We start from the raw sequence: 23,135 nt of genomic DNA on the forward strand, positions 1-23,135 counted from the left end.
GCGCGGGTACCATGCGTTCACCGCCCAGGGCCCGCTGCCATGACCACTGCCTACGATTTCAGCTTCCGTGACCTCGACGGCCAGCCGCAGGCGCTGGCCCGTTATCAGGGCCACCCGTTGCTGCTGGTGAACGTCGCCAGCCGCTGTGGCTTCACCCCGCAGTACACCGGGCTGGAACAGCTGTGGCAGGACTACCGCGAGCGCGGCCTGGTGGTGATCGGCTTCCCGTGCAACCAGTTCGGCGCGCAGGAACCCGGCGATGCCGCGCAGATCCGCCAGTTCTGTTCGCTGGACTATCCGGTCAGCTTCCCGCTGTCGGAGAAGATCGAGGTCAACGGCGAGGGGGCTGATCCGTTGTGGGCATGGCTGTCACGCGAGAAGCGCGGCCTGCTGGGTAGCGCCCGCATCAAGTGGAATTTCAGCAAGTTCCTGGTCGATCGCCAGGGGCGGGTGGTGTCGCGGCATGCGCCCACCACCAGGCCGGAGCAGCTGCGCGACGAGATCGAAGCGCTGCTGTGAAGGGTGGCAGTGCCGGCCGCTGGCCGGCAATCCCGGAGCGCACGGAGAGCCGGCCAGCGGCCGGCACTACCGTTGCAGATCATTTCTCGACGAACGCGCGCTCGAACACGTAGTGGCCCGGCTGGCCGATGCGCGGCGAGACCTGGAAGCCGCGGGCATCGAGCACGCTGCGCAGATCGGCCAGCATCTGCGGGCTGCCGCAGATCATCGCGCGGTCGTTTTCCGGGCTCAGCTCCGGCAGGCCGAGGGTGCGCTGCATCTCGCCGCTTTCCATCAGCTGGGTCAGGCGGCCCTGGTTGGCGAACGGCTCACGGGTGACCGCCGGGTAGTACAGCAGCTTGTCGCCGATCATTTCGCCCAGGAACTCATGCTCGCGCAGTTCCTTCTCGAAGTAATCGCGGTAGGCCAGGTCCTTTTCGTAGCGCACGCCGTGGCACAGGATCACCTTCTCGAAGCGCTCGTAGGTTTCCGGGTCCTTGATCACCGACAGCCACGGTGCCATGCCGGTGCCGGTGCCCAGCAGGTACAGGTTCTTGCCCGGGTGCAGGTCGCTGATCAGCAGGGTGCCGGTGGGCTTCTTGCCGACCAGCACCTTGTCGCCCGGCTTGATGTGCTGCAGGCGCGAGGTCAGCGGGCCGTCCTGCACCTTGATGCTGAAGAACTCCAGGTGCTCTTCCCAGTTGGCGCTGGCGATGGAATACGCACGCAGCAGCGGCCGCGCCTCGGTTTCCAGGCCGATCATCACGAACTGGCCGTTCTCGAAGCGGAAACCGCTGTCGCGGGTGAGGGTGAAGCTGAAGTAGGCATCGGTCCAGTGACGGACCTCAAGCACCGTTTCGGCGCCAAAAGCGGAGGACATGGGCGTATCTATCGAAAGTCGTCGGGGGTGATTCTATCTCAAATGAGATAGGTTCTCATTAGGCGGAACGAGAGGCGTTCTCAGCGGTAGCCGGCCGCCTGCAGCTCGAACAGCTCGGCATAACGGCCGCCTTCGGCCATCAGTTGCTCATGGGTGCCACTGGCCTCGATCCGGCCATCGGCCAGCACCAGGATGCGATCGGCCATGCGTACCGAGGAAAAACGGTGGGAAATCAATACTGCGGTGCGATTATCCGCCAGTTCCCTGAACCGCTGGAACACCTCGAACTCACTGCGCGCATCCAGCGCTGCTGTTGGCTCATCCAGGATCATTACCTGCGCATTGCGCATCCAGGCGCGGGCGATGGCGATCTTCTGCCATTGGCCGCCGGACAGGTCCACGCCCTGCTTGAAGCGGCGGCCGATCAGCTGGTCGTAGCCGCCGGGCAGATCGTCGATCACTTCCTCGGCCATGCCGCGCCGCGCGGCGTCGGCGATGCGTGCCTGGTCATCCATCGCCTCGACCTGGCCGACGCCGATGTTCTCGCCGGCGCTGAGGTTGTAGCGCACGAAGTCCTGGAAGATCACCCCGAGGTTGGCGCGCAGGTCGTCCAGATCGTAGTCGCGCAGGTCGCGGCCATCGAGCAGGATGCGGCCTTCGTCCGGTTCGTACAGCCGCGCCAGCAGTTTCACCAGGGTGGTCTTGCCGGCGCCGTTCTCACCGACCAGGGCCAGTACTTCGCCGGCGTGCAGCTGGAAATCCAGATGGCGCACCGCCCACTGCTCGGCGTCGGGATAGCGGAAGCCGACGTTCTCGAACACGAAGCCCTGGCGGATCGGCTGCGGTACGCGCACCGCACCTTCACGCGAGTGGATTTCCGGCTCGATCTGGAAGAACGAGAACAGGTCATCCAGGTACAGCGCCTGGCTGGCCACCTGCGAGAAGCCGATCAGCAGGCCCTCCAACAGCTGGCGCAGGCGCAGGAAGCTGCCGGCAAGGAAGGTCAGGTCGCCAATCGAGAAATCGCCGCGTACCGTGCGCCACGCGATGTAGGCGTAGGCGGTGTAGTAGCCCAGCGTACCCAGCGCAGCCAGCAGCGTGCCCCAGAACGCGCGGCGCCGTGCCAGGGCACGGTTGGCCTGGAACAGCGCCACCGACAGGCGCCGGTAGCGTTCCACCAGGAAGCGGTGCAGGTTGTAGATCTTCACTTCCTTGGCCGTTTCCACGCTGGCACCGAGCTGGCGCAGGTAGTCGAGCTGGCGGCGCTCGGGCGTCCATTGGAAGTTGAGGCTGTAGCCGGCCGCGTTGAAGTGCGATTCGCCGATGAAGGCCGGCACCAGTGCCAGCGCCAGCAGCAGGATCAGCCACGGCGCGTAGACCAGCAGGCCGACGGCGAGGCTGGCCACGGTGATCGCGTCCTGCACCTGGCCGAACAACTGGCTCATCAGGTTCATCCGGCCCATGGTCTGGCGCCGGGCACGGTCCAGCTTGTCCTGCAGGTCCGGGTCCTCGAAGTCCTCCAGATCCAGCGTTGCCGCGTGCTCCATCAGCCGGATGCTGGTGACGTTGGCGAACAGTTCCGAGAGCAGGGCATCGGCGTAGCTGACCAGCCGGCCGAGCAGGTCTGAGGCGATGGCCAGGCCGAATTCCAGTGCCAGCAGGCCCAGCAGCGGATTCAGCACGCCGCTGGACAGCGCTTCGCCCAGCGGCGGGAAGCCGGCGTCGTGCTGGCTCAGGCGCAGGGCGCTGTCGATGATCAGCTTGCCGACGTACAGCATCGCCACCGGCAGCAGGGCGCGGATCAGGCGCAGCCCCAGGCTGGCCAGGGTGAGCGCGGGGCTGGTCTTCCAGACCATGCGCAGGAACGGTGGCAGGTTGCGCATCGCCCTGAAGCGCTGGCGCAGGCTGGGTTTCTTCGTGGCGGCAGCGCCAGCGGTGGGGGTAGCAGGCATGCGCGTATTGTGCGCGCCTGATACGTGCAGATGGGGTCAGTGCAGCCGTGTGGCCGACATCGGGGTCAGAGCCCTTTGCGAAGCGAAGGGGTCCGACCCTCCCGCATCCACGCATGGCATGGATCTACCGTGTCGACCAAGGTCGACACCTACCAACAGCAGTAGAAGTCCGTCGAGGGCGACCTGACCCACCCTGCCAACCCGCAGAGGAGCCAGCTTTTGCCGTTGCTCCAGCTGTTGCTCTGGTCTCTGCGGGTGCCGGGCGGCAGCCCGGCCAACAAGACCCTTTTACGGCAGCGGCGGCAGCAGGCCCGCACCCAGCCGGTTCCAGGCATTGATCACCGCAATCCCCATGCTCAGGTCACTGATGCCCTTCTCATCAAAGTGCGGTGCCAGTGCATCGAACGCCGCCTGCGACGGCGCACCGTCGGTCAGCCGGGTCAGCGCCTCGGCCCAGCCCAGCGCCGCACGTTCGCGGGCATCGAAGAAGCGGCTTTCGTGCCAGGCGGGCAGGGTATCGAGCTTGCGCGGCTCGATGCCGCCCTTGCGCAGCGCAGTGCCGTGCATGTCCATGCAGTAGCCGCAGCCATTGAGCTGCGACACGCGCAGGAACACCAGTTCCATCAGGGTCGGATCGATCGAGCTGTCATGCACCGCCTGGCTGGTGGCCAGCAGGCCCTTGAAGGCCTCGGCGGCCAGGCGGGTGTAAGGGACGCGGGGAGAGGCATGGTTCGACATCGTGGGCTCCACGGCGGCCACGATGGCCGCCTTTCATTACAAGGACGCCGCAGCATCGCCGTGCGTGACAACGTCCGGCAACTTCTCCGGATTCAGCACGCTGTACACGTTGGCGATGCGGCCATCGACCACTTCGATGGTGGTGATCGAGTGCAGGCGATCGCCCTGGAAGCGCAGGATCGCCGGCTCGCCGTTGACATAGCCCAGCTGCGCCGGATGCGCCGCGCCACGGCGGGCGATGGCCCAGAACAGGCGGCCGATGCGCTCGGCGCCCAGCAGCGGGCGGATCGCCGCGGTAACCACGCCGCCGCCGTCGGAGACCAGCAGCGCGTTGGCGTGCAGCAGGGCCTGGATCGCCTCGCTGTCGCCGCGCTGGGAGGCGTCCATGAAGCGCGTGAGTAACTGCCGGTGCTGGCTGGCATCGGCGTTGAAGCGCGGTCGTCCGGCCTGCAGGCGTTGCCGGGCACGGTGCACCAGCTGCCGGCAGTTGGCCTCGCTGTGGCCGATCAGGTCGGCGATTTCGCGGTAGTCGTGGTCGAAAGCCTCCTTCAGTAGAAAGGCGGCGCGTTCCTCGGGGCCGAGCTGTTCGAGCAGGGTCAGGAAGGCGACCGAGACGTCGTCGGCCAGCGCATGCAGCTGCGCCGGGCCGGGCGCCGGGTCGGGCTCCAGGGTGACCGCCAACGGCTCGGCCAGCCACGGGCCGACGTAGTGCACCCGCTCGCGCTTGGCCGCGCGCAGCCGGTCCAGGCCGAGCCGGGTGGTGGTGGTGACCAGCCAGGCTTCGGGGTCGCGGACGGCCGCAGGATCGGCGCCGGACCAGCGCAGCCAGGCATCCTGGACCACGTCTTCGGCGTCGGCGCGGCTGCCGAGCAGGCGGTAGGCCAGGGCCATCAGGCGCGGGCGGTGGGTCTGGAAAGCGGTTTCGGCGTTCATGTGGGCAAGGACGCCACAGCGGGCAGGGACGTGACACGAATGTACAACGGCACCCCAGTGGCAGAGGGGGTAAAATGGGCGGATTACCCCGCCAGCCTTCAGCAAGCGAGCAAGACGTGACATCGATCAAGCAGGAAGACCTCATCCAGTCCATCGCCGACGCGCTGCAGTACATCTCGTACTACCACCCGGTCGACTACATCAAGAACCTTGCCGCCGCCTACGAGCGCGAGGAGTCGCCGGCCGCGAAGGAAGCGATGGCGCAGATCCTGATCAATTCGCGCATGTGCGCCGAAGGCCACCGTCCGATCTGCCAGGACACCGGCATCGTCACCGTGTTCCTGGAAATCGGCATGGACGTGCGTTGGGACGACGCCACCATGGGCGTGGAAGACATGGCCAATGAAGGCGTGCGCCGCGCCTACATGCACCCGGACAACAAGCTGCGCGCCTCGGTGCTGGCCGATCCGGCCGGCAAGCGCATCAATACCAGGGACAACACCCCGGGCGTGGTCAACGTGAAGGTGGTGCCGGGCAACACCGTCGACGTCATCGTCGCCGCCAAGGGCGGTGGTTCGGAAGCGAAGACCAAGTTTGCCATGCTCAACCCGTCCGACTCGATCGTCGACTGGGTGCTGAAGACCGTGCCGACCATGGGCGCCGGCTGGTGCCCGCCGGGCATGCTCGGCATCGGCATCGGCGGTACCGCGGAGAAGGCGATGCTGCTGGCCAAGGAAGCGCTGATGGAGCCGATCGACATCACCGAGCTGCAGGCCCGTGGTGCGTCCAACCGCATCGAAGAGCTGCGCCTGGAGCTGTACGAGAAGGTCAACGCGCTGGGCATCGGTGCGCAGGGCCTGGGCGGCCTGACCACCGTGCTCGACATCAAGATCAACGACTACCCGACCCATGCGGCCAACCTGCCGGTGGCGATGATCCCGAACTGCGCGGCCACCCGCCATGCGCACTTCACCCTGGATGGCAGCGGCCCGGTGATGCTGGACCCGCCGTCGCTGGAAGACTGGCCGAAGCTGACCTACGATTCGTCCAAGGGCACCCGCGTGGACCTGGACACGATCACGCCGGAAGATGTGGCCAGCTGGAAGCCGGGCCAGACCCTGCTGCTCAACGGCAAGCTGCTGACCGGTCGCGACGCCGCGCACAAGCGCATGGTCGACATGCTCAACAAGGGCGAGGAACTGCCGGTCGATCTGAAGGGCCGCTTCATCTACTACGTCGGCCCGGTCGATCCGGTGCGCGACGAAGTGGTGGGCCCGGCCGGCCCGACCACCGCCACCCGCATGGACAAGTTCACCCGTCAGGTACTGGAACAGACCGGCCTGCTGGGCATGGTCGGCAAGGCCGAGCGTGGCCCGGCGGCGATCGAGGCGATCCGTGACAACAAGTCGGCCTACCTGATGGCGGTCGGCGGTTCGGCCTACCTGGTGTCCAAGGCGATCAAGGCGGCCAAGGTGGTCGGCTTCGCCGATCTGGGCATGGAAGCGATCTACGAGTTCACCGTGCAGGACATGCCGGTGACCGTGGCGGTCGACTCCACTGGCGAATCGGTGCACAAGACCGGCCCGCGCGAATGGCAGGCCCGCATCGGCAAGATTCCGGTGGTGGTGGAGTAATTCCTCCCGTTCCGGTCGAGACAACGGCGCCCTTGTGGCGCCGTTGTTGTATGCAGCCTGCTCGCGCGCGGCCTGCTCTGCTAACGTACTAGCCGGCGTACTGGAAGGGAGTCCATCGTGCTGCAGTGGTCGCGTGTTTTCGTGTTGCTGGTCACTGCGCTGGCGTGCAGTGCCTGTGGTCCGCGTTACTTCGTCGAGCCACCAACCCACGAAGCGGGGAAGATCTGCGCGTCGGTCTGCGAGAGCCAGAAGGCGACGTGCGACTTCCACAACCGCGCCCGTGCCGAGTCGGATCAGCGGAGCTGCGAAAGCGAGAAGAGCCGGGTCATCAGCCGTTGCAGTGGTATCGCCGACGACAAACAGCGGCACAACTGCGAAGGGGGCAACGGTGCCGGCACCTACTGCGGTTCCCCAGCGCTTCCTTCATGCAGTGCTCCGTACGCCCAGTGCCTGCTCTCCTGCGGCGGCACCGTGAATGACGTCCGCACCGACACCGGTATTCCTGTGTACTGATCGGGGGCACGCATCGGTGCCTGCACGCGCAACCGTAGTCTGCTAGGGTCGGCACACCCCTGCACTGGATGTGCCCATGCGCCTGCATCGATCCCTCGCGGCTGTGTTCCTGCTGGTCCTGGCCGGCTGCAGCACAACGTCGTCCTACGAAGGTGCGGATTTCTCCGCCTCCTCGCAGTGCCGCATGCAGTGCCAGGCCAGCTACCGCAGCTGCATGGCGAAGGGCAGCATCGGCAGCAACGACTTCAGCTGTGAACAACAGATGGTGCCGGCGCCGGACAAGCGCTGCAAGGACGTCGCCAATCCCGAACTGCGGCGCTCCTGTGAACTGAAGACGCACGACTGCGCGATACGCACACCGATCATGTCCTGTAGCGAAAGCCGCGATACCTGCATGAGCAGTTGCGGCTGAGCAGCGACCGCCTGTGCAGGCGCATAATCGGCCGATCCATCCACACAGGAGCTGCGCATGAGCACCACGCTGTATGGTTCAACCAGTACTGCCGCCCTTGTGGTGCACTGGCTGCTGATCGAGCTGGGCATCGAGCATGAACTGGTGCTGCTGGATTTCGACGCGCGTGAGCACAAGTCGGCGGAGTACCTGGCGCTGAATCCGGCCGGTGTGGTGCCGACGCTGCTGATCGATGGCTTGGCACTGACCGAAGCGGCGGCCATTGCGTTGTACCTGGCTGATCGCCATCCGGACGCCAACCTGCTGCCCCAGGTGGGTACGCCGCAGCGCGCCGATGCCTACCGCTGGATGTTCTGGTGTGCCAATACGCTGCAGCCGGCCTATCGTGCCTGGTTCTACCCGCATGAGATGGCGGGGGAGGCGAATATCGAGGCGAGCCGCGAGATGGCCCGTCAGCGCCTGGAAGCAGCCTGGCAGCATGTGGCCACGCACCTGCAGGCGCATGGCCCCTACCTGCTGGGCACCACGCCCTGCGTGGTCGACTACATGCTGGTGATGCTGATGCGCTGGTCGCGCAACATGCCCAAGCCCAGCGACACCTGGCCGGTGCTGAAGGCGCATGCCACGTCGATGAAGGCGCGCCCGGCGTTCGCCGAGGTGTACCGCCGCGAAGGCATCACCGACTGGCGGTAATCAGAAAAGGGGACGGAGGGGATTAAGTCGTTTGTGCACAAACGACTTAATCCCCTCCGTCCCCTTTTCTGTTACAGGAGCTCCAGCACCGTTTCCGGTGGGCGGCACAGCCGGGTGCCCTTGGGTGCGCGCACCACGGGGCGGTTGATCAGCCGTGGGTGTTCGGCCATCGCGGCCAGCAGCGTGGCCTCGTCCGCACCTTCCAGGCCCAGTTCGGCGAACTGCGCTTCCTTGCTGCGCACCAGATCACGCGCGCTCAATCCGGATTCGGCCAGCACCTGGCGCAGTGTGGCCACATCGGGTGGACTGCCGAGGTACTCGATCACCACGGGATCAAAGCCCGCATCGCGGATCAGCTTCAGTGCGCCGCGCGAGTTGCTGCAGGCCGGGTTGTGCCAGATCGTCACGTCCATCAGAACCACTCCAGCAGGGACACGCCCACGCCCACATAGGTGGCCTTGTGGTTGTAGTCGATCAGGCTTTCGCCGTAGCCGTCGAAGACCTGCACATGGCCGCGCAGCAGGTTGCTGATCGGGAAGCCGTAGTCCAGCTGCAGGGCGCCGTGCGAGCGGCTGCCGGTACGCAGCGAATGACGCGCCATCAGCGAGACTTCATGGCCGTTGCGGTTCCAGGTCAGGGTCGCGTCACCGCGGCCCATGTAATCCTCGATGTCCGGGTTGTTGTCGTCGCTGCGGGTCTCGGGAATGCGGTACCACGGCCGCAGCACCAGCGCCCAGTTCTCGCGGTCCAGGCCGATGTTGAGCATCACCCGGTTCCAGCTGCGCGACAGCGGATCGGCGCGGCCGTTGGACTGGTGGTTCAGCGCGATGCCGGTCATGCGCCCGCGCCAGCCGCCGATCGAGTAGCCGTTGCGGAACACCATCATCACTTCCGGCTCGTAATTGGTTTCGCGGAACGGGCGCGAATCCTCGCTGTTGTAGGCCTGCCAGCGCGAGCTCTGGGTATAGCCGGCCCAGATGTCGCCGTTGTCGCCGAACAGGTTCTCGGCGATCTTGGTCTTGAAGCTGATCTGGAACTTCAGTTCGGCACTGTCCAGTACCTGCGGCGTGGTGACCGTGTTGGCCGGATTCGGCGAATGCGGTGTGGTGTTGCGGTCGCTGGTCCAGAACGCCGGCAGCAGGTACACCGGCTTGTAGGCACGCAGCTGGAACGGGCCCAGCTTGGAGTCCTCGGCCAGTTCCCAGCGGCTGTCCAGCAGCGAGCCGCGGCCAGCGTTGGCCAGCGCGCTGTCCGGTGCTGCCGGACGGAACAGGTCGCTGACCCGTTCGCGCAGCTTCTCTTCGCCCTGGCTCACGCGTGCGGTCTGTCGTTCTTCGCGACGGGCCTGCGCGGCTGCCTCGGCGGCAGCGTCGGCCGCCGCTGTGGCCTGCGGGGTGTGTGCGAACAGCCGGTCATAGCAGGCCAGGCGCGCCGCGTCGGTGGTGATGGCGGCGCACGCAGCAGGCGAGGTGTCGGTGCTGGGCACGAACTCCTGCGCGGCCAGCGGCGCACTGGCCAGGGCCAGCGCCAGCGGCGCGAGGCGGGGAAGCAGCGGGGGGAGGGTCATTCCAGCAGGCCCTTCGGTGAATACGGGAATCGCACAGTGTGGCGGCTGTACCGGATCGCGGCCAGCCCCCACGGTTTATGCACGGCCACCGCGTGCGTGTGGCGTGAAGGCGGCGCGGGTTACAGGAACCAGGCGAAGGCGAACAGGCCAAGCATCGCGATCACCACGGCCAGTTTCAGCGCCAGGCCGAGCAGGATGCCGAGCCAGGTGGCCAGGCCGACCTTGGTCGAGCGGCCCAGCTCGCGGGTGTGCCAGTACTCGCCGGCCAGGGCACCGACCAAAGGTCCGGCGAACAGGCCGATCGGCATGAAGAACAGGCCGACGATGCTGCCGACGAAGGTGCCCCACAGCGCCTTGCGGCTGGCACCGACCCGTTTCGCGCCCACCACCGTGGCCAGCACGTCCACCAGCAGCGAGAGCAGGGTCAGCACACCCAGCGCGACCAGGGTTGGCCAGCCCACATGGACGAAGCCGTCGGCCCACGCCGCCAGCAGCAGCCCGATGAACACCAGCGGGATGCCGGGCAGGGCCGGAAGGATGATCCCGGCGATGCCGACGAGGACAAAAATGACCGCTAGCAGATATAAGATGAATGAGAGTCCCATGCTGTCCCGTATGGTGGCCGTTTTGGGGTTGACAGTGAAAGATTTTGCCAGTTGATTTTTCGTTTTGGGCGGGTTAAGTTGCAGTCGCTGAGCTTGGCAAGGTCACCGTGGATCGTGGCCTGATGAAGCAAGATCTTCCCGATCCGCTGCATCGATGCACCTCGCTTCCCCCTTGCTTGTCAGCCGCCCACCAGGCGTTTCCTACAACAAGAGAGAGTCAAAGGGAGTTAGTGAGATGGCTGATCGCGAGACCGGTACCGTAAAGTGGTTCAATGATGCGAAGGGCTTCGGCTTCATCAGCCGGCAGAATGGCGAGGACGTGTTCGTGCACTTCCGCGCCATCGAGACCCAGGGCTTCAAGAGCCTCAAGGAAGGCCAGACTGTGAGCTTCGAAGTCGTGCAGGGCCAGAAGGGTCTGCAGGCTGACAAGGTGCAGCCGGTGTAATACCCGCCGCCTGTCGGCATGAAAAAGGCCCGCGCAAGCGGGCCTTTTTCTTTGCGCATGGCCCGGTGCGGATCAGCGCAGGATGACCTTGCCGTTGACCACGCGCACGTAGGTGTTTTCGCGGATGCCGCCGAGGTCGCGCTGGTTGACCACGATGGTGCGACCATCGTCCATGCGCACGCTGATGTCGTAGGTGTCGCTGGTGACGTTCTTCTGGATCTGGTTGCCGGCCAGCGCGCCACCGACCGCGCCTGCAGCGGCGGCGATGTTCTTGTTGCCACGGCTGCCGCCGGTGTGGTCGGAGATCTCGTGGCCGGCCACCGCGCCGACGATGCCGCCGAGGATCGCGCCGGTCGCGCTGGGCGCGGTACGGCCGGACTGCACGGTGTTGATGCGGGTGACGATACCGCAGTCGGCGCAGCGGCCCTGGTTGTAACCGCCGTTGTTGCCGTAGCCGCCATTGTTGTAGCCGTTGTTGTAACCACCACCGCCATAACCGGGCGAGGTGGCACAGCCAGCCAGGGCGAGGGTCGCGATGGCGCTGGCGGCGATGAGCTGGATCTTCATGGGGCGTCTCCTGGCCGTGAAGGCGGGTGTCTGGGGTGGTACTGCGTCATGCAGCAGGGTGGACGAATCGTCCTCTTTTGAACGTGAACAAGGTGCCAACCACGCGACCCTTGTCCGGCTGCAGGATGAATGCGGCTCAGCGGAAGTCCTGGTGGCAGGCACGGCAGTCGGCCTGCACCGTTTCCACCACCTGGGCCAGGGCCGTGCAGTCACTGGGCGGCGCGGCCAGAGCGGCGTTGAGGTTGCCGCGCAGCTGGCTGGCATGCTGCTGGAACTGCGCGCTGTCCTTCAAACCGGGGAAAGCCAGGTCCAGGTCGTTGGACAGCAGGCGCATCGCCTGCAACCGTGGCACGCTGTCGGCCAGGCTGCAGCGGTTCTGCTGCTGGGCCTGCTGCAGCAGCTGTGATTGCCGTTGCATCACCTGCATCAGGCTGTCCGGGAACGGGTCGCGGCGGGCCTGCAGGGCGCGGCCCACCATCACCGTGGCGATCAGGCCGATCAACAGGCCCAGGCCGAGCACGAACAGATAGCGGTAGGCGGTGGACGGGCGGCGGGGCGGGCTGGCGTTCATGGCGGGCTCTCCGGGCGTGCAACGGTGGGTTCGATGCCGGCGCGCTGTAGGCGCTGGCGCCTGCACGTTAAAATAGCCGGATGAACGAACAGGTCAAACAACGCTTTGCCGGCATCGAACGGCTGTATGGCGTGGGTGCGCTCGAGCGCCTGCAGGGCAGCCGCGTGGCGGTGGTGGGCATGGGCGGCGTCGGCTCGTGGGTGGTGGAGGCGCTGGCCCGCTCGGCGGTCGGCCACCTGACCCTGATCGATGCCGATGACATCTGCGTGTCCAACACCAACCGGCAGCTGCCGGCGATGGAAGGCAACTACGGCCGCAACAAGGCCGAGGCGATGGCCGAGCGCTGTCGCGCGATCAACCCGGACATCGAGGCCGATGCCGTACAGGCGTTCCTGACGGTGTCGAACATGGCCGAACTGCTGGACCGTGGGTTCGATCTGGTGATCGATGCCTGCGACAGCTTCCGGGTCAAGGTCGAGACGATTGCCTGGTGCCGTCGCCGCAAGCTGCCGCTGCTGACCGTCGGCGCCGCCGGTGGCCGCACCGATCCCACCCTGGTGCGCATCCGCGACGTCTCGCGCACCGAGCACGACGCCATGCTGGCGCTGATCCGCAAGAAGCTGCGCAGCGAGTTCAACTTCCCGAAGAACGCCAAGCGCTACTTCGGCGTGCCGGCGGTGTACTCACTGGAGAACGTGAAGTATCCGCAGGCCGATGGCAGCGTCTGTGGCATCCGCCCGAACCTCGGTGCCGATGCAGCGTTGAAGCTGGACTGCGGCGCCGGCCTGGGTGCGGCGACCCATATCACCGGCGCCTTCGCTTTCGCGGCGGTGGGCAAGGCGTTGGAAATGCTGCTGGAGCCGAAGAAGGTGAAGGCCGAAGTGGTCGAGGATCACGCCGACGCGTGACGGTAGTGCCGGCCGCTGGCCGGCATCTGCGCTGATCGAATCATTCCGGAGTTGCCGGCAAGCGGCCGGCACCTACCGCTACATTGCCGGCAGCGCGAACAGGCGCCGTGCATTCTCCGTCGTGGCCTGGGCGACCACTTCCAGTTCCATTCCGCGCAGCGCGGCCACGTGGCGGGCAATGGTCGCCAGCCGCGCCGGTTCGTTGCGCTGGCCGCGGATGCCGGCGTCAGGCTGGTCGGGCGCGTCGGTCTCCAGCAGCAGCTGTTCCAGCGGCATTTCGCGCACCAGCCGCTGCAGGCGCTGCGCGCGTTGGTAGGTCAGCGGGCCGCCGAGCCCAAGCAGGAAGCCCTGCCGGTGCAGTTGCGCGGCCTGTTCCGGACTGCCGGAAAAGCTGTGCACCACGCCGCGCAGGCCGCCGACGCGACGGATTGCGGCGATCACCGCATCCACCGCGCGCCGTGCATGCACGATCACCGGCAGCTCGAACTCACGGGCCAGTTGCAGCTGGCCGATGAAGTACGCCTGCTGCGTCTCTGCATCCAGGCCTTCGACAAAGAAGTCCAGGCCGCATTCGCCGATCGCGCAGGGGCGTTCGCGCTCGATCCACTCGCGCAGCAGCGGCAGGTGACCGGGCTGGTGCTCGGCCAGGAACATCGGGTGCAGGCCGTAGGCCGGGTACAGCCCCGGCGCCTGCTGGCAGACTTCGCGCAGCTTCGGCCAGCTGGCGGCAGTCACCGCCGGCACCACCTGCAGGCGCACCCCAGCGGCCTGCGCGCGCGTGATCACCGCAGCGCGGTCACTGTCGAACTCGCCGGCATCGAGGTGGCAGTGGCTGTCGACCAGCAGGCTCAACGCTGTTCCAGCGACGGCGGCGCGGTGGCGGCGTTGCGGCTTTTCCAGTTGGCCAGCAGCAGGGTGCCGAAGCCGAGCACCAGTTCATCGACGAACGGGATCGGGTCGGGGATGAACAGGGTCAGCACGAACAGGCCTGCGGTGAGCTTGAACAGGGTGGGGTAGCGCAGCCGGCGCGCCCATTGCAGTACCGGCAGCAGCATCGGGTTGGCCATGGCGGGGGTCCTCCTGGGGAATATGCAAACGCTACCACGGGCCCAGCATTTCCCGATGCTGAATGGGTTACGGGAATGAGCAGGAAATGTGGAGATTCCGTTCAGGCAGCGCATGCTGCAATCTGGTCCGAGAACGTTGCGGATGGTCCGCAAGGAGCAGGTCATGAAAAGCACAACTACAACTGTCCTGGTCGCAGCGGGCGCGCTGCTGGTCGGCGGTATCGCCACCGCCGCCTTCATGAAGAGTGGCGGCACATCGCCCGATTCCATCAGCGCCGGAACCGCCAACGGTGAATCGCGCCTGGTCGATGGCAATGCCACTGACGATGGCGCGCGTGGTGACACGCTCGACCCGTCGGCACCGCGTGGGCTGGAATATGCCGATGTGCTGAAGGTCGACCCGATCACCGAGAAGCAGAAGGCCTACGCCACCGTGATCGGCACCGACGCGGTGCGCGAGACCTCCACCACCCAGACCCCGCATGAAGTCTGCCAGGACGTGACGGTGCAGGAGCGCCTGCCGGAACGTGACGGCAATGTGGGCGGCACCGTGGTCGGTGCTGTGGTGGGTGGCCTGCTGGGCAACCAGGTCGGCGGCGGCAATGGCAAGAAGGCCGCCACTGCGGCTGGCGCGGTGGCCGGTGGCTTCATCGGCAACCAGATCGACAAGCGCCATGTGGGTGGCCGCGTGGTCAACCGCACCGAGCGCCAGTGCCACACCGAGACCGCGACCTCAGAGTCGAGCCGCGTCACCGGCTACAACGTGACCTATCGCAACGAAGACGGCACCACTGGCACCATGCGCATGGCCAGCAAGCCGGGCAACCGTATTGCCATGGGTACCAACGACGTGGTGAAGGGTTACAACGTGACCTACCGCTACGACGGCGCCGAGAAGACCGTGCGCATGGACAACAAGCCGGCCAGCGATCGCCTGCCGGTGGTCGATGGCCAGCTGGTCACGCAGACCGCTGCCGCCGGTGCAACTGCGGCCACCACGCGCCAGTAATCCAGGTGCAGCATGCAGTACTCGACGGGCCGGCTCATGCCGGCCCGTTTCGTTGCGACCGGCGGAATTCATCCGCGCGGGGCGCGAATCCACCATCATGGACGCTTCCTTCGACATGGAGCCGGCATGAGCATCTTCGACCTGCGCATTGAAACCGAGCGCCTGATCCTGCGCCCGCTGCTGCGCGAGGACTACGAACCGTATCTGGCGTTCTGCGCCGACGAGGAAACGATGCGCACCCTCGGTGGCGTGCAGCCGCCTTCGGTGGCCTGGCGTGGCTTCTGCAGCCTGGCTGGCGCCTGGCAGCTGTTCGGCTTCTCGATGTTCAGCGTGATCGAGAAATCCAGCGGTGACTGGATCGGGCGCATGGGTCCCTGGCAACCGCAGGACTGGCCCGGTACCGAGGTTGGCTGGGGCATCCGCCATGCCAGCTGGGGCAGGGGCTATGCGCCGGAAGCCGCGGTCGCCGCGATCGACTGGGCGTTCGACACGCTCGGGTGGGACGAGGTGATCCACACCATCGCCGAGAACAACGACAACTCGCGGGCGGTCGCGCGCAAGCTCGGCAGCACGATGCTGCGCATGGGCGAACTGCCGCCACCGTACAACGACAAGCCGATGCAGATCTGGGGCCAGTCGCGCGTGCAGTGGCGGCAGCGCACACGCTGAGCGTTGCCCGGTAGTGCCGGCCGCTGGCCGGCAACCTCGTTGCAGCAGGAATCGTGCAATTGCCGGCCAGCGGTCGGCACTACCTGGGCGCCATGCTGCACCCGCGCTTGGCATTCACAGACGCGCTTGCCAGACTGCACGCAGCCGGCCGCCGGCCGGATGTGATGGAGCAGGCAATGGTGGAAGAGCGCGTCCCGCTGACGGTGCATGGCATGTCGGTCTCGGGCAATTGCCATAAGGTCCGCCTGCTGCTGGAGCAGCTCGGCAGCCGTTACCGCTGGGTGGAAGTGGACAGCGCCCACGGCCAGACCCATTCCCCCGAATTCCTGGCGCTCAACCCGAATGCCAAGGTGCCGCTGATCGTCCGCGACGATGGCCGCGTGCTGACCGAATCCAACGCGATCCTGTTCTGGCTGGCCGAAGGCACGCCGTACCTGCCTATCGATGGCTGGGAGCGCGCGCAGGCGTTGAGCTGGATGTTCTTCGAGCAGTACACGCACGAGCCGTGCGTGGCAGTGGCGCGCTTCATCCGCGGCTGGACCGCGCCCGAATCGCCGCGCCGCGCCGAACTGCCACGGCTGCACGAGCGCGCCGCCACCGCGCTGGCAGTGATGGAGCAGCACCTGCGCCAGGCGCAATGGTTCACCGGCAGCGGATACGGCATCGCCGATATCGCCCTGTTTGCCTATACCGATGTGGCGGGCGAAGGTGGTATCAGCCTGGAGCCGTTCCCGGAAGTTCGCGCCTGGCTGCAGCGCGTGCGTGAGCAGCCGCGCTTCCTGCCGATGCCGGCAGTGACCGCCGAAGTGCGCTCGCGATTCGAGGCCGCGTGACTCTCACCAAGGTGACCCCCACAGGGTAGCGCCGGGCCATGTCCGGCGGAATGCAACAACGACACGGAGGGTGTTCGATGTTCGCTGTGGTTCCAGATCCGATTCCCGCACGCATGCGCGTGCTCAACCGCGCCGAAGTGTGCGACGTCAACTTCCTCGATGCGGTGCGTGGCTGGCGCGGCACCCCGCGTCCGCGCCCGGCACCGGATGCGCCGATCCTGCCGGGCAGCACGCTCACCGCCGCTGCCTTTGGCGAACTGTTCGACTCGCAGCTGGCCAGCCGCCAGCTGGACCTGATGGCACGCGTGCTGCGCGTGCAGAACAAGGTCTTCTACACCATCGGTTCCTCCGGCCACGAAGGCAATGCGCTGCTGGCGCGGGCCTGCCGGCATACCGATCCAGCATTCCTGCACTATCGCTCCGGTGCCTTCATGGCCGAGCGTTCGCGCCAGGTGCCGGGTATCGATCCGCTGCGCGATGCGGCACTGTCCTTCGCCGCCAGCGCGGATGATCCGGCCAGCGGTGGCCGTCACAAGGTGTGGGGCAGCAAGCCATTGTGGGTGCTGCCGCAGACCTCGACGATCGCTTCGCACCTGCCGAAGGCGCTGGGCACCGCGCTGGCCATCGAGAGTGGCAAGCGGCTGGGGCAGTCGTTGCCGATTCCCACCGACAGCATCGTGCTGTGCTCGTTCGGTGATGCCTCGGCCAACCATGCCACCGCGCAGACCGCATTCAACACCGCGATGTGGTCGGCCTACCAGAAGCTGCCGGCGCCGATCCTGTTCGTCTGCGAGGACAACGGGCTGGGCATTTCGGTGAAGACCCCGGAAGGCTGGATTGCCGAGCGCTTCAGCCGCCAGCCGGGGCTCGACTATTTCTTCGCCGATGGGTTGGATTTGGCCACCGGACACGCCCAGGTACAGGCCGCGGTGGAACATTGCCGGCGCACGCGGCGGCCGACCTTCCTGCATCTGCGTACCACGCGCCTGATGGGCCACGCCGGCACCGACTTTGAAGTGGAATGGCGCGCGCTGCCGGAGCTGTGCGCGGCCGAGGCGCAGGATCCGCTGCTGCGCTCGGCGCAGATCGCGATGGAATCGGGCTGGATGGATGCGGCCGCCATCGAAGTGGCCTACGAGACCCTGCGCGCGCGCTGCATGGCGGCGGCCGCCGACGCCGAAGGCCGCCCGACGCTGCAGTCGCTGCAGGAAGTGATGGCGCCGTTGGCGCCGTACACGCCGGCGGCGGTGCAGGCCGAAGCGCGGCGCGAGGTGCCCGCCGAGGCGCGCGAAGCGCTGTATGGTGGTGCGGAGACCCTGCCCGAGCGGCAGGCACCACGGCACCTGGCCATCCAGATCAACCACGGCCTGCAGGAACTGCTGGCGAAGTATCCGCAGAGCCTGCTGTTCGGCGAGGACGTCGCGCAGAAGGGCGGTGTCTACACCGTCACCAAGGATCTGCTGCGCCGCTTCGGCCCGCGCCGGGTGTTCAACACCCTGCTGGACGAAACCATGATCCTGGGCATGGCGCAGGGCCTGGCCAACATGGGCATGCTGCCGATCCCGGAGATCCAGTACCTGGCCTACCTGCACAACGCCATCGACCAGGTGCGCGGCGAAGCGTGTTCGCTGCAGTTCTTCTCCAATGACCAGTACCGCAACCCGATGCTGGTGCGGGTGGCCGGGCTGGGGTACCAGAAGGGCTTCGGCGGCCACTTCCACAACGATAATTCGATCACCGCGCTGCGCGACATTCCCGGCCTGGTGGTGGGTTGCCCGTCGCGCGGCGACGATGCGGTGATGATGCTGCGCACGCTGGCGGCGCTGGCCCGGGTGGATGGACGTGTGGCGGTGTTCCTGGAGCCGATCGCGCTGTACATGAGCAAGGACCTGCATGAGCCGGGCGATGGCCAGTGGCTGTTCGACTACCCGGCCCAGGGCCAGGCGCTGGTACCGGGTGAGGGCCGGGTCTATGCGCCGGAGGCAGGCGACCTGGTGGTCTACACCTATGGCAACGGCGTGCCGATGGCGCTGCGTGCGGCGCGGGCGATCGAGCAGCAGCTGGGCTGGCAGGTGCGGGTGGTCGACCTGCGCTGGCTGGTGCCGCTGGATGCCGGTTTCATCGCCAGCCAGGCTGCCAGTGCACGGCGGGTGCTGGTGCTGGACGAGGGCCGCCACAGTGGCGGGGTGGGCGAGGGCGTGGTCACCGCACTGGTCGAGGCCGGTTTCGGCCACCTGCCGTTGCGCCGGGTCTGCGGTGCGGATACCTATACCCCGCTGGCGGGGGCAGCAATGTTCGGGCTTCCAAGCGACAATGCGGTGATTGGCGCCGCCCTTGAACTGGCGCAGGAACCTTGATGCATGTGTGGATTGGCGGGAATGTTGTTGCCGGCGCCTGTGGCGTCGGCCGAGGTGCTGCAGGCGCAGGTCCTGGCCATGGGCGAGGCGCTGCACCACCGCGGGCCGGATGATGGCGGCAGCTGGGTCGATGCCGGGGCAGGCATCGCACTGGCGCACCGTCGGCTGAGCATTCTCGACCTGTCGCCGCTGGGCCACCAGCCGATGGCCTCGTCCGATGGTCGCTACGTGATGGCCTACAACGGCGAGGTCTACAACTTTGCCGCCCTGCGTGCCGAACTGGAGCCGCTGGGGCATGCCTTCCGTGGTCACTCCGACACCGAGGTGCTGCTGGCAGCGATCCTGCAATGGGGCATCGAGGACACCCTGCAGCGCTGCAACGGCATGTTCGCCATTGCGCTGTGGGACCGCCAGGAGCAGTGCCTGTGGCTGGCCCGCGACCGTGTTGGCAAGAAGCCGCTGTACTACGGCTGGGCGGGTGACACCCTGGTGTTCGGTTCCGAACTGAAGGCGCTGTGGCAGCACCCGGCCTTCGACAACGACATCGACCGCGACGCACTGACCCTGTTGCTGCGGTTGGACTACATTCCGGCCCCGCACAGCATCCACCAGCGCTGCTACAAGCTGATGCCGGGCCGCGTGCTGCGCCTGGATGCCGAGGCCGTAGCGGCGGGTGCATCGGCGCATCGCCCGGAACAGGCGCAGCGCCCCTACTGGGATGCGCGTGCACGCATGCAGGCGGCGCTGGCTGCGCCGTTCCAGGGCCGCATCGAGGAAGCCGAGGAGCAGCTGGACGGATTGCTGCGTGACGCGGTCGCGCTGCGCATGGTGGCCGACGTGCCGGTGGGTGTGTTCCTGTCCGGCGGCACCGATTCGTCGCTGGTGGCCGCGCTGATGCAGGCACAAAGCGGTCAGCCGGTGCACAGTTTCAGTATCGGCTTCACCGGTTCGGGCCACGACGAGGCGCCGCTGGCCAAGGAACTGGCCGCGCATCTGGGCTGTGACCACACCGAACTCTACGTCAGCGGTGCCGATGCACTGGCGGTGGTGCCGCAGTTGCCGGCGATGTTCGACGAACCCTTCGCTGATGCCTCGCAGGTGCCGACCGCGCTGGTCGCCCGCCTGGCGCGGCAGGGCGTGACCGTGGCGCTGTCCGGCGATGGTGGCGACGAGCTGTTCTTCGGCTATACCCGCTATGTGCGCGCGCTGCGCAACTGGCAGATGCTGGGCCGCGTGCCAGGGCCGCTGCGGCGCTGGATGGGCGCGCGCGCCCAGCAGCAGGGCGAGGCCTCGCGTACCGGCGGCCTGGCCGCGCTGTTGGCCGAGTCCGGCGCGCGTGGCATCGGCGACGTGTACCGCAACCGCATCTCGCGCTGGCGCGACCCGGCGGCGGCAGTGCCCGGGGCGCAGGCCGCGGGCAGCTTCTATGACCTGGCCGACCCGTTGCACGGAGCCGGCACACCGGCTGACGCGATGATGCTGGCCGATTACGTGACCTACCTGCCGGATGACCTGCTGTGCAAGGTCGACCGCACCTCGATGGCGGTCAGCCTGGAAGCACGCGCGCCGCTGTTGGATTCACGCGTGGCCGAGTTCGCCTGGTCGCTGCCGCTGGGCTTCAAGCGCAGTGAAACCACCAGCAAGGTGCTGCTCAAGCGCGTGCTGGGCCGTTATGTGCCGCAGTCGATGGTGCACCGGCCCAAGCGTGGCTTCGGCGCGCCGGTCAGCGACTGGCTGAAGGGCGACCTGCGGCCGTGGGCCGAAGACCTGCTGCAGCCCGCGCGGCTGGAGCAGGAGGGCGTGCTGTCGGCGGCCGCGGTACAGCCGCTGTGGCAGCAGTTCCTTGGCGGCCAGCGCAAGTGGCATACCCATCTGTGGAACGTGCTGATGTTCCAGGCCTGGCAGGCGCATTGGCGGCAGGTGCGTGCGGGCGTGACGGGCGGCTGATCTTCACCGGCCTGCAAGGGCCCGGCGACTAGGCTGGGCCTCCCGCACCGTGAGGAGTATGTCCCCATGTCCGTACCCACCATCGCCGTGTTCGTCGGCAGCCTGCGCAAGGAATCGTGCAACCGCAGGTTGGCCCACGCGCTGGAGAAGATCGCCGGCGACCGTGCGCGCTTCCAGTATGTGCAGATCGGTGATCTGCCGCTGTACGACCAGGACTTCGATGGCCACTATCCGGCGCAGGGTACCCGGCTGAAGGACCAGGTCCGTGCCGCCGATGCGGTGCTGTTCGTGACCCCGGAATACAACCGGTCGGTGCCGGGCGTGCTGAAGAACGCCATCGATATCGGCTCCCGCCCGTATGGCGACAGCGCGTTTGCCGGCAAGCCGGCGGCGGTGATCGGCGCCTCCATCGGCCAGATCGGCACCGCCGTGGCCCAGCAGCACCTGCGCAACAGCCTGGCCTTCCTGGACATGCACGTGCTCGGCCAGCCCGAGGCGTTCATCCATTTCAAGGACGGCCTGATCGATGCCGACGGCACGGTCCACAACGAAGGCACGCAGAAATTCCTGCAGGGCTACGTGGACCGGTTCCTGGCGCTGATCGCGGTTCACGTCAAGGGCGATTGACGCCAGCGGTTGCCAGCCCCATCTGCGATAATGCCCGCTCGGGTGCCGCAACGGCGCCTGTCGCAGGCAGTGCGACGCCCCCACGCCAATCTGGCCAGGCACCGGCGGATATCCCCCGTTTCTCCACGGTTTATCCACAGGCTTGTCCATGGCCGCCGGGGTCGGCGCATGCCTACACTCGTCCGGCCCACTTTTGCAGGAAACACCGCAGCATGTCCGCTCGCCCCGGCTTCCGTTCCAACCGCAGAGAGCGCGGTGATGGCTTCGATCGCGATCGCGATCGCGACGAGTCGCGCATCGACCAGTTGCGGGTACCGCCACATTCGGTGGAAGCCGAGCAGGCGGTGCTGGGTGGCCTGATGCTGGCCCCGGAGGCCTATGACCGGGTCAATGACCAGCTGACCGAAGGCGATTTCTACCGCCGCGACCACCAGATGATCTATCGCGCGATCCGCGAGCTGTCCGAGCGCGAGCGGCCGTTCGATGCGGTGACCCTGGGCGAGTGGTTCGAATCGCAGGGCAAGATGGAACTGGTGGGCGATGGTGCCTATCTGATCGAGCTGGCCAGTACCACGCCGTCGGCGGCCAACATCGTGGCCTACGCCGAGATCGTGCGTGACAAGGCGGTGCTGCGGCAGCTGATCCAGGTGGGTACCGACATCGTCAACGACGGTTTCCAGCCCGAGGGCCGTGAGAGCAGCGAGCTGCTGGCATCGGCGGAAAAGAGCGTGTTCGCCATCGCCGAACAGGGCGCACGCGGCCGTACCGATTTCGTGGCGATGCCCGGCGCACTGAAGGATGCCTTCGAAGAGCTGCGCAGCCGCTTCGAGAATGGCGGCAACATCACCGGCCTGCCGACCGGTTACAACGATTTCGATGCAATGACCTCCGGCCTGCAGCCGACCGACCTGATCATCCTTGCCGCGCGCCCGGCCATGGGCAAGACCACTTTCGCACTGAACATCGCCGAGTACGCGGCGATCAAGTCGAAGAAGGGCGTGGCGGTGTTCTCGATGGAAATGTCGGCATCGCAGCTGGCGATGCGCCTGATTTCCTCCAACGGCCGCATCAACGCGCAGCGCCTGCGTACCGGCCAGCTGGAAGACGAGGACTGGAGCCGCGTCACCAGCGCGATCAAGATGCTGAAGGAAACCAAGATCTTCATCGACGATACGCCCGGCGTGTCGCCGGAAGTGCTGCGCTCCAAGTGTCGTCGCCTCAAGCGCGAGCATGACCTGGGCCTGGTGGTGATCGACTACCTGCAGCTGATGAGCGTGCCGGGCAACAGCGAAAACCGCGCGACCGAAATCTCGGAGATCTCGCGTTCGCTGAAGGGCCTGGCCAAGGAACTGCATGTGCCGGTGATCGCGCTGTCGCAGCTCAACCGCTCGCTGGAAACACGTACCGACAAGCGCCCGGTGATGGCCGACCTTCGCGAATCGGGCGCAATCGAGCAGGATGCGGACATGATCGTCTTCATCTACCGCGATGATTACTACAACAAGGAAAATTCGCCGGACAAGGGCCTGGCCGAGATCATCATCGGCAAGCACCGTGGTGGCCCGACCGGTTCGTGCAAGCTGAAGTTCTTCGGCGAGTACACCCGCTTCGACAACCTGGCCCACGATTCGGTCGGCTCGTTCGAGTAACAGGGGTGCCGGCCGCTGGCCGGCAACCTCCTCCACGCCGGCAAACCATTCAAAACGCCAA

General features: G+C 66.7%; 25 protein-coding genes. 14 read left to right on the forward strand and 11 right to left on the reverse strand.

The genetic code is table 11. From position 1 onward, the window contains the following. Positions 1-39: 39 nt before the first annotated feature. Positions 40-519, forward strand: a complete 480-nt coding sequence (locus EKL94_RS00515; protein WP_126927548.1) for a glutathione peroxidase — start codon at positions 40-42, stop codon at positions 517-519. Positions 520-598: 79 nt separating this feature from the next. On the opposite strand, the gene EKL94_RS00520 is transcribed toward EKL94_RS00515, so the two are convergent. The 4 genes from EKL94_RS00520 to EKL94_RS00535 form a co-directional block, all read right to left on the reverse strand. Then, positions 599-1,378: a ferredoxin--NADP reductase gene (locus EKL94_RS00520; protein ID WP_046984352.1), complete on the reverse strand. Its 780-nt coding sequence runs from the start codon at positions 1,376-1,378 to the stop codon at positions 599-601. A gap of 80 nt (positions 1,379-1,458) precedes the next feature. Then, positions 1,459-3,330, reverse strand: coding sequence for an ABC transporter ATP-binding protein (locus tag EKL94_RS00525; RefSeq protein ID WP_126927549.1), 1,872 nt, complete (start codon positions 3,328-3,330; stop codon positions 1,459-1,461). 288 nt (positions 3,331-3,618) lie between these two features. After that, a complete protein-coding gene (locus EKL94_RS00530) occupies positions 3,619-4,068 on the reverse strand; it encodes a carboxymuconolactone decarboxylase family protein (RefSeq protein ID WP_126927550.1) in 450 nt (149 codons plus the stop codon). A gap of 36 nt (positions 4,069-4,104) precedes the next feature. Continuing rightward, positions 4,105-5,001 carry an RNA polymerase sigma-70 factor gene (locus EKL94_RS00535; protein WP_126927551.1) on the reverse strand — a complete coding sequence of 299 codons (897 nt, stop codon included), beginning with the start codon at positions 4,999-5,001 and terminating at the stop codon, positions 4,105-4,107. A 116-nt stretch (positions 5,002-5,117) separates the two neighbouring features. On the opposite strand from EKL94_RS00535, the gene EKL94_RS00540 reads away from it, so the two are divergent. The 4 genes from EKL94_RS00540 to EKL94_RS00555 all read left to right on the forward strand — a co-directional run bounded on the left by EKL94_RS00540 (position 5,118) and on the right by EKL94_RS00555 (position 8,253). Next, the gene (locus tag EKL94_RS00540; RefSeq protein WP_049434851.1) at positions 5,118-6,635 is read left to right on the forward strand and encodes a fumarate hydratase; all 1,518 of its coding nucleotides are present in this window, start codon (positions 5,118-5,120) and stop codon (positions 6,633-6,635) included. A 117-nt stretch (positions 6,636-6,752) separates the two neighbouring features. Then, positions 6,753-7,148, forward strand: a complete 396-nt coding sequence (locus EKL94_RS00545; RefSeq protein ID WP_126927553.1) for a hypothetical protein — start codon at positions 6,753-6,755, stop codon at positions 7,146-7,148. A gap of 76 nt (positions 7,149-7,224) precedes the next feature. Beyond that, on the forward strand, positions 7,225-7,560 hold the full coding sequence (locus EKL94_RS00550; RefSeq protein ID WP_126927554.1) for a hypothetical protein: 336 nt from the start codon (positions 7,225-7,227) through the stop codon (positions 7,558-7,560). Between the two features lie 57 nt (positions 7,561-7,617). After that, positions 7,618-8,253 (forward strand): glutathione S-transferase family protein, encoded by a 636-nt coding sequence (locus EKL94_RS00555; protein WP_126927555.1) that lies wholly within the window; start codon positions 7,618-7,620, stop codon positions 8,251-8,253. Positions 8,254-8,324: 71 nt separating this feature from the next. Here EKL94_RS00555 and arsC read toward each other — a convergent pair whose 3' ends face one another. From arsC to EKL94_RS00570, 3 genes are all read right to left on the reverse strand, one after another. Beyond that, positions 8,325-8,666 carry an arsenate reductase (glutaredoxin) gene (gene arsC / locus EKL94_RS00560; RefSeq protein ID WP_126927556.1) on the reverse strand — a complete coding sequence of 114 codons (342 nt, stop codon included), beginning with the start codon at positions 8,664-8,666 and terminating at the stop codon, positions 8,325-8,327. Beyond that, positions 8,666-9,820, reverse strand: a complete 1,155-nt coding sequence (locus tag EKL94_RS00565; protein WP_126927557.1) for a phospholipase A — start codon at positions 9,818-9,820, stop codon at positions 8,666-8,668. The genes arsC and EKL94_RS00565 overlap by 1 nt, the downstream gene beginning before the upstream one ends. Positions 9,821-9,939: 119 nt before the next feature. After that, positions 9,940-10,425, reverse strand: coding sequence for a DUF456 domain-containing protein (locus EKL94_RS00570; RefSeq protein WP_126927558.1), 486 nt, complete (start codon positions 10,423-10,425; stop codon positions 9,940-9,942). A gap of 235 nt (positions 10,426-10,660) precedes the next feature. Here EKL94_RS00570 and EKL94_RS00575 point away from each other — a divergent pair, with 235 nt between their 5' ends. Continuing rightward, positions 10,661-10,870 (forward strand): cold-shock protein, encoded by a 210-nt coding sequence (locus EKL94_RS00575; protein WP_010486802.1) that lies wholly within the window; start codon positions 10,661-10,663, stop codon positions 10,868-10,870. Between the two features lie 72 nt (positions 10,871-10,942). Here the strand turns inward: EKL94_RS00575 and EKL94_RS00580 are convergent, their stop codons facing one another. Next, positions 10,943-11,437 (reverse strand): glycine zipper 2TM domain-containing protein, encoded by a 495-nt coding sequence (locus tag EKL94_RS00580; protein WP_010486804.1) that lies wholly within the window; start codon positions 11,435-11,437, stop codon positions 10,943-10,945. A 136-nt stretch (positions 11,438-11,573) separates the two neighbouring features. Continuing rightward, positions 11,574-12,008, reverse strand: a complete 435-nt coding sequence (locus EKL94_RS00585) for a cytochrome c (RefSeq protein ID WP_049420899.1) — start codon at positions 12,006-12,008, stop codon at positions 11,574-11,576. A gap of 80 nt (positions 12,009-12,088) precedes the next feature. Here EKL94_RS00585 and EKL94_RS00590 point away from each other — a divergent pair, with 80 nt between their 5' ends. Further along, positions 12,089-12,916, forward strand: a complete 828-nt coding sequence (locus EKL94_RS00590; protein WP_126927559.1) for a tRNA threonylcarbamoyladenosine dehydratase — start codon at positions 12,089-12,091, stop codon at positions 12,914-12,916. Between the two features lie 78 nt (positions 12,917-12,994). Here the strand turns inward: EKL94_RS00590 and EKL94_RS00595 are convergent, their stop codons facing one another. Together EKL94_RS00595 and EKL94_RS00600 are read right to left on the reverse strand one after the other, a co-directional pair. Beyond that, positions 12,995-13,768: a TatD family hydrolase gene (locus EKL94_RS00595; RefSeq protein WP_126927560.1), complete on the reverse strand. Its 774-nt coding sequence runs from the start codon at positions 13,766-13,768 to the stop codon at positions 12,995-12,997. Further along, positions 13,765-13,983 carry a DUF6116 family protein gene (locus tag EKL94_RS00600; protein WP_126927561.1) on the reverse strand — a complete coding sequence of 73 codons (219 nt, stop codon included), beginning with the start codon at positions 13,981-13,983 and terminating at the stop codon, positions 13,765-13,767. Before EKL94_RS00600 ends, EKL94_RS00595 begins: the two co-directional genes overlap by 4 nt. A 163-nt stretch (positions 13,984-14,146) precedes the next feature. Here EKL94_RS00600 and EKL94_RS00605 point away from each other — a divergent pair, with 163 nt between their 5' ends. The 7 genes from EKL94_RS00605 (at position 14,147) to EKL94_RS00635 (ending at position 23,074) form a co-directional block, all read left to right on the forward strand. Beyond that, entirely contained in the window at positions 14,147-14,992 is an 846-nt protein-coding gene (locus EKL94_RS00605; RefSeq protein WP_126927562.1) for a glycine zipper 2TM domain-containing protein, read from the forward strand. A gap of 126 nt (positions 14,993-15,118) precedes the next feature. Beyond that, entirely contained in the window at positions 15,119-15,661 is a 543-nt protein-coding gene (locus EKL94_RS00610) for a GNAT family N-acetyltransferase (RefSeq protein WP_126927563.1), read from the forward strand. A gap of 176 nt (positions 15,662-15,837) precedes the next feature. After that, positions 15,838-16,494, forward strand: coding sequence for a glutathione S-transferase family protein (locus EKL94_RS00615; protein WP_126927564.1), 657 nt, complete (start codon positions 15,838-15,840; stop codon positions 16,492-16,494). Between the two features lie 77 nt (positions 16,495-16,571). Then, positions 16,572-18,851 carry a thiamine pyrophosphate-dependent enzyme gene (locus tag EKL94_RS00620; RefSeq protein ID WP_126927565.1) on the forward strand — a complete coding sequence of 760 codons (2,280 nt, stop codon included), beginning with the start codon at positions 16,572-16,574 and terminating at the stop codon, positions 18,849-18,851. Positions 18,852-18,854: 3 nt separating this feature from the next. Then, positions 18,855-20,798 carry an asparagine synthase (glutamine-hydrolyzing) gene (asnB, locus tag EKL94_RS00625; RefSeq protein ID WP_126927566.1) on the forward strand — a complete coding sequence of 648 codons (1,944 nt, stop codon included), beginning with the start codon at positions 18,855-18,857 and terminating at the stop codon, positions 20,796-20,798. A 66-nt stretch (positions 20,799-20,864) separates the two neighbouring features. Next, entirely contained in the window at positions 20,865-21,425 is a 561-nt protein-coding gene (locus tag EKL94_RS00630; RefSeq protein WP_126927567.1) for an NADPH-dependent FMN reductase, read from the forward strand. 212 nt (positions 21,426-21,637) lie between these two features. Further along, positions 21,638-23,074 (forward strand): replicative DNA helicase, encoded by a 1,437-nt coding sequence (locus EKL94_RS00635; RefSeq protein ID WP_032129633.1) that lies wholly within the window; start codon positions 21,638-21,640, stop codon positions 23,072-23,074. Positions 23,075-23,135: the final 61 nt, after the last annotated feature.

Source organism: Stenotrophomonas maltophilia (assembly GCF_003970865.1).
GTDB lineage: Bacteria > Pseudomonadota > Gammaproteobacteria > Xanthomonadales > Xanthomonadaceae > Stenotrophomonas > Stenotrophomonas maltophilia_AR.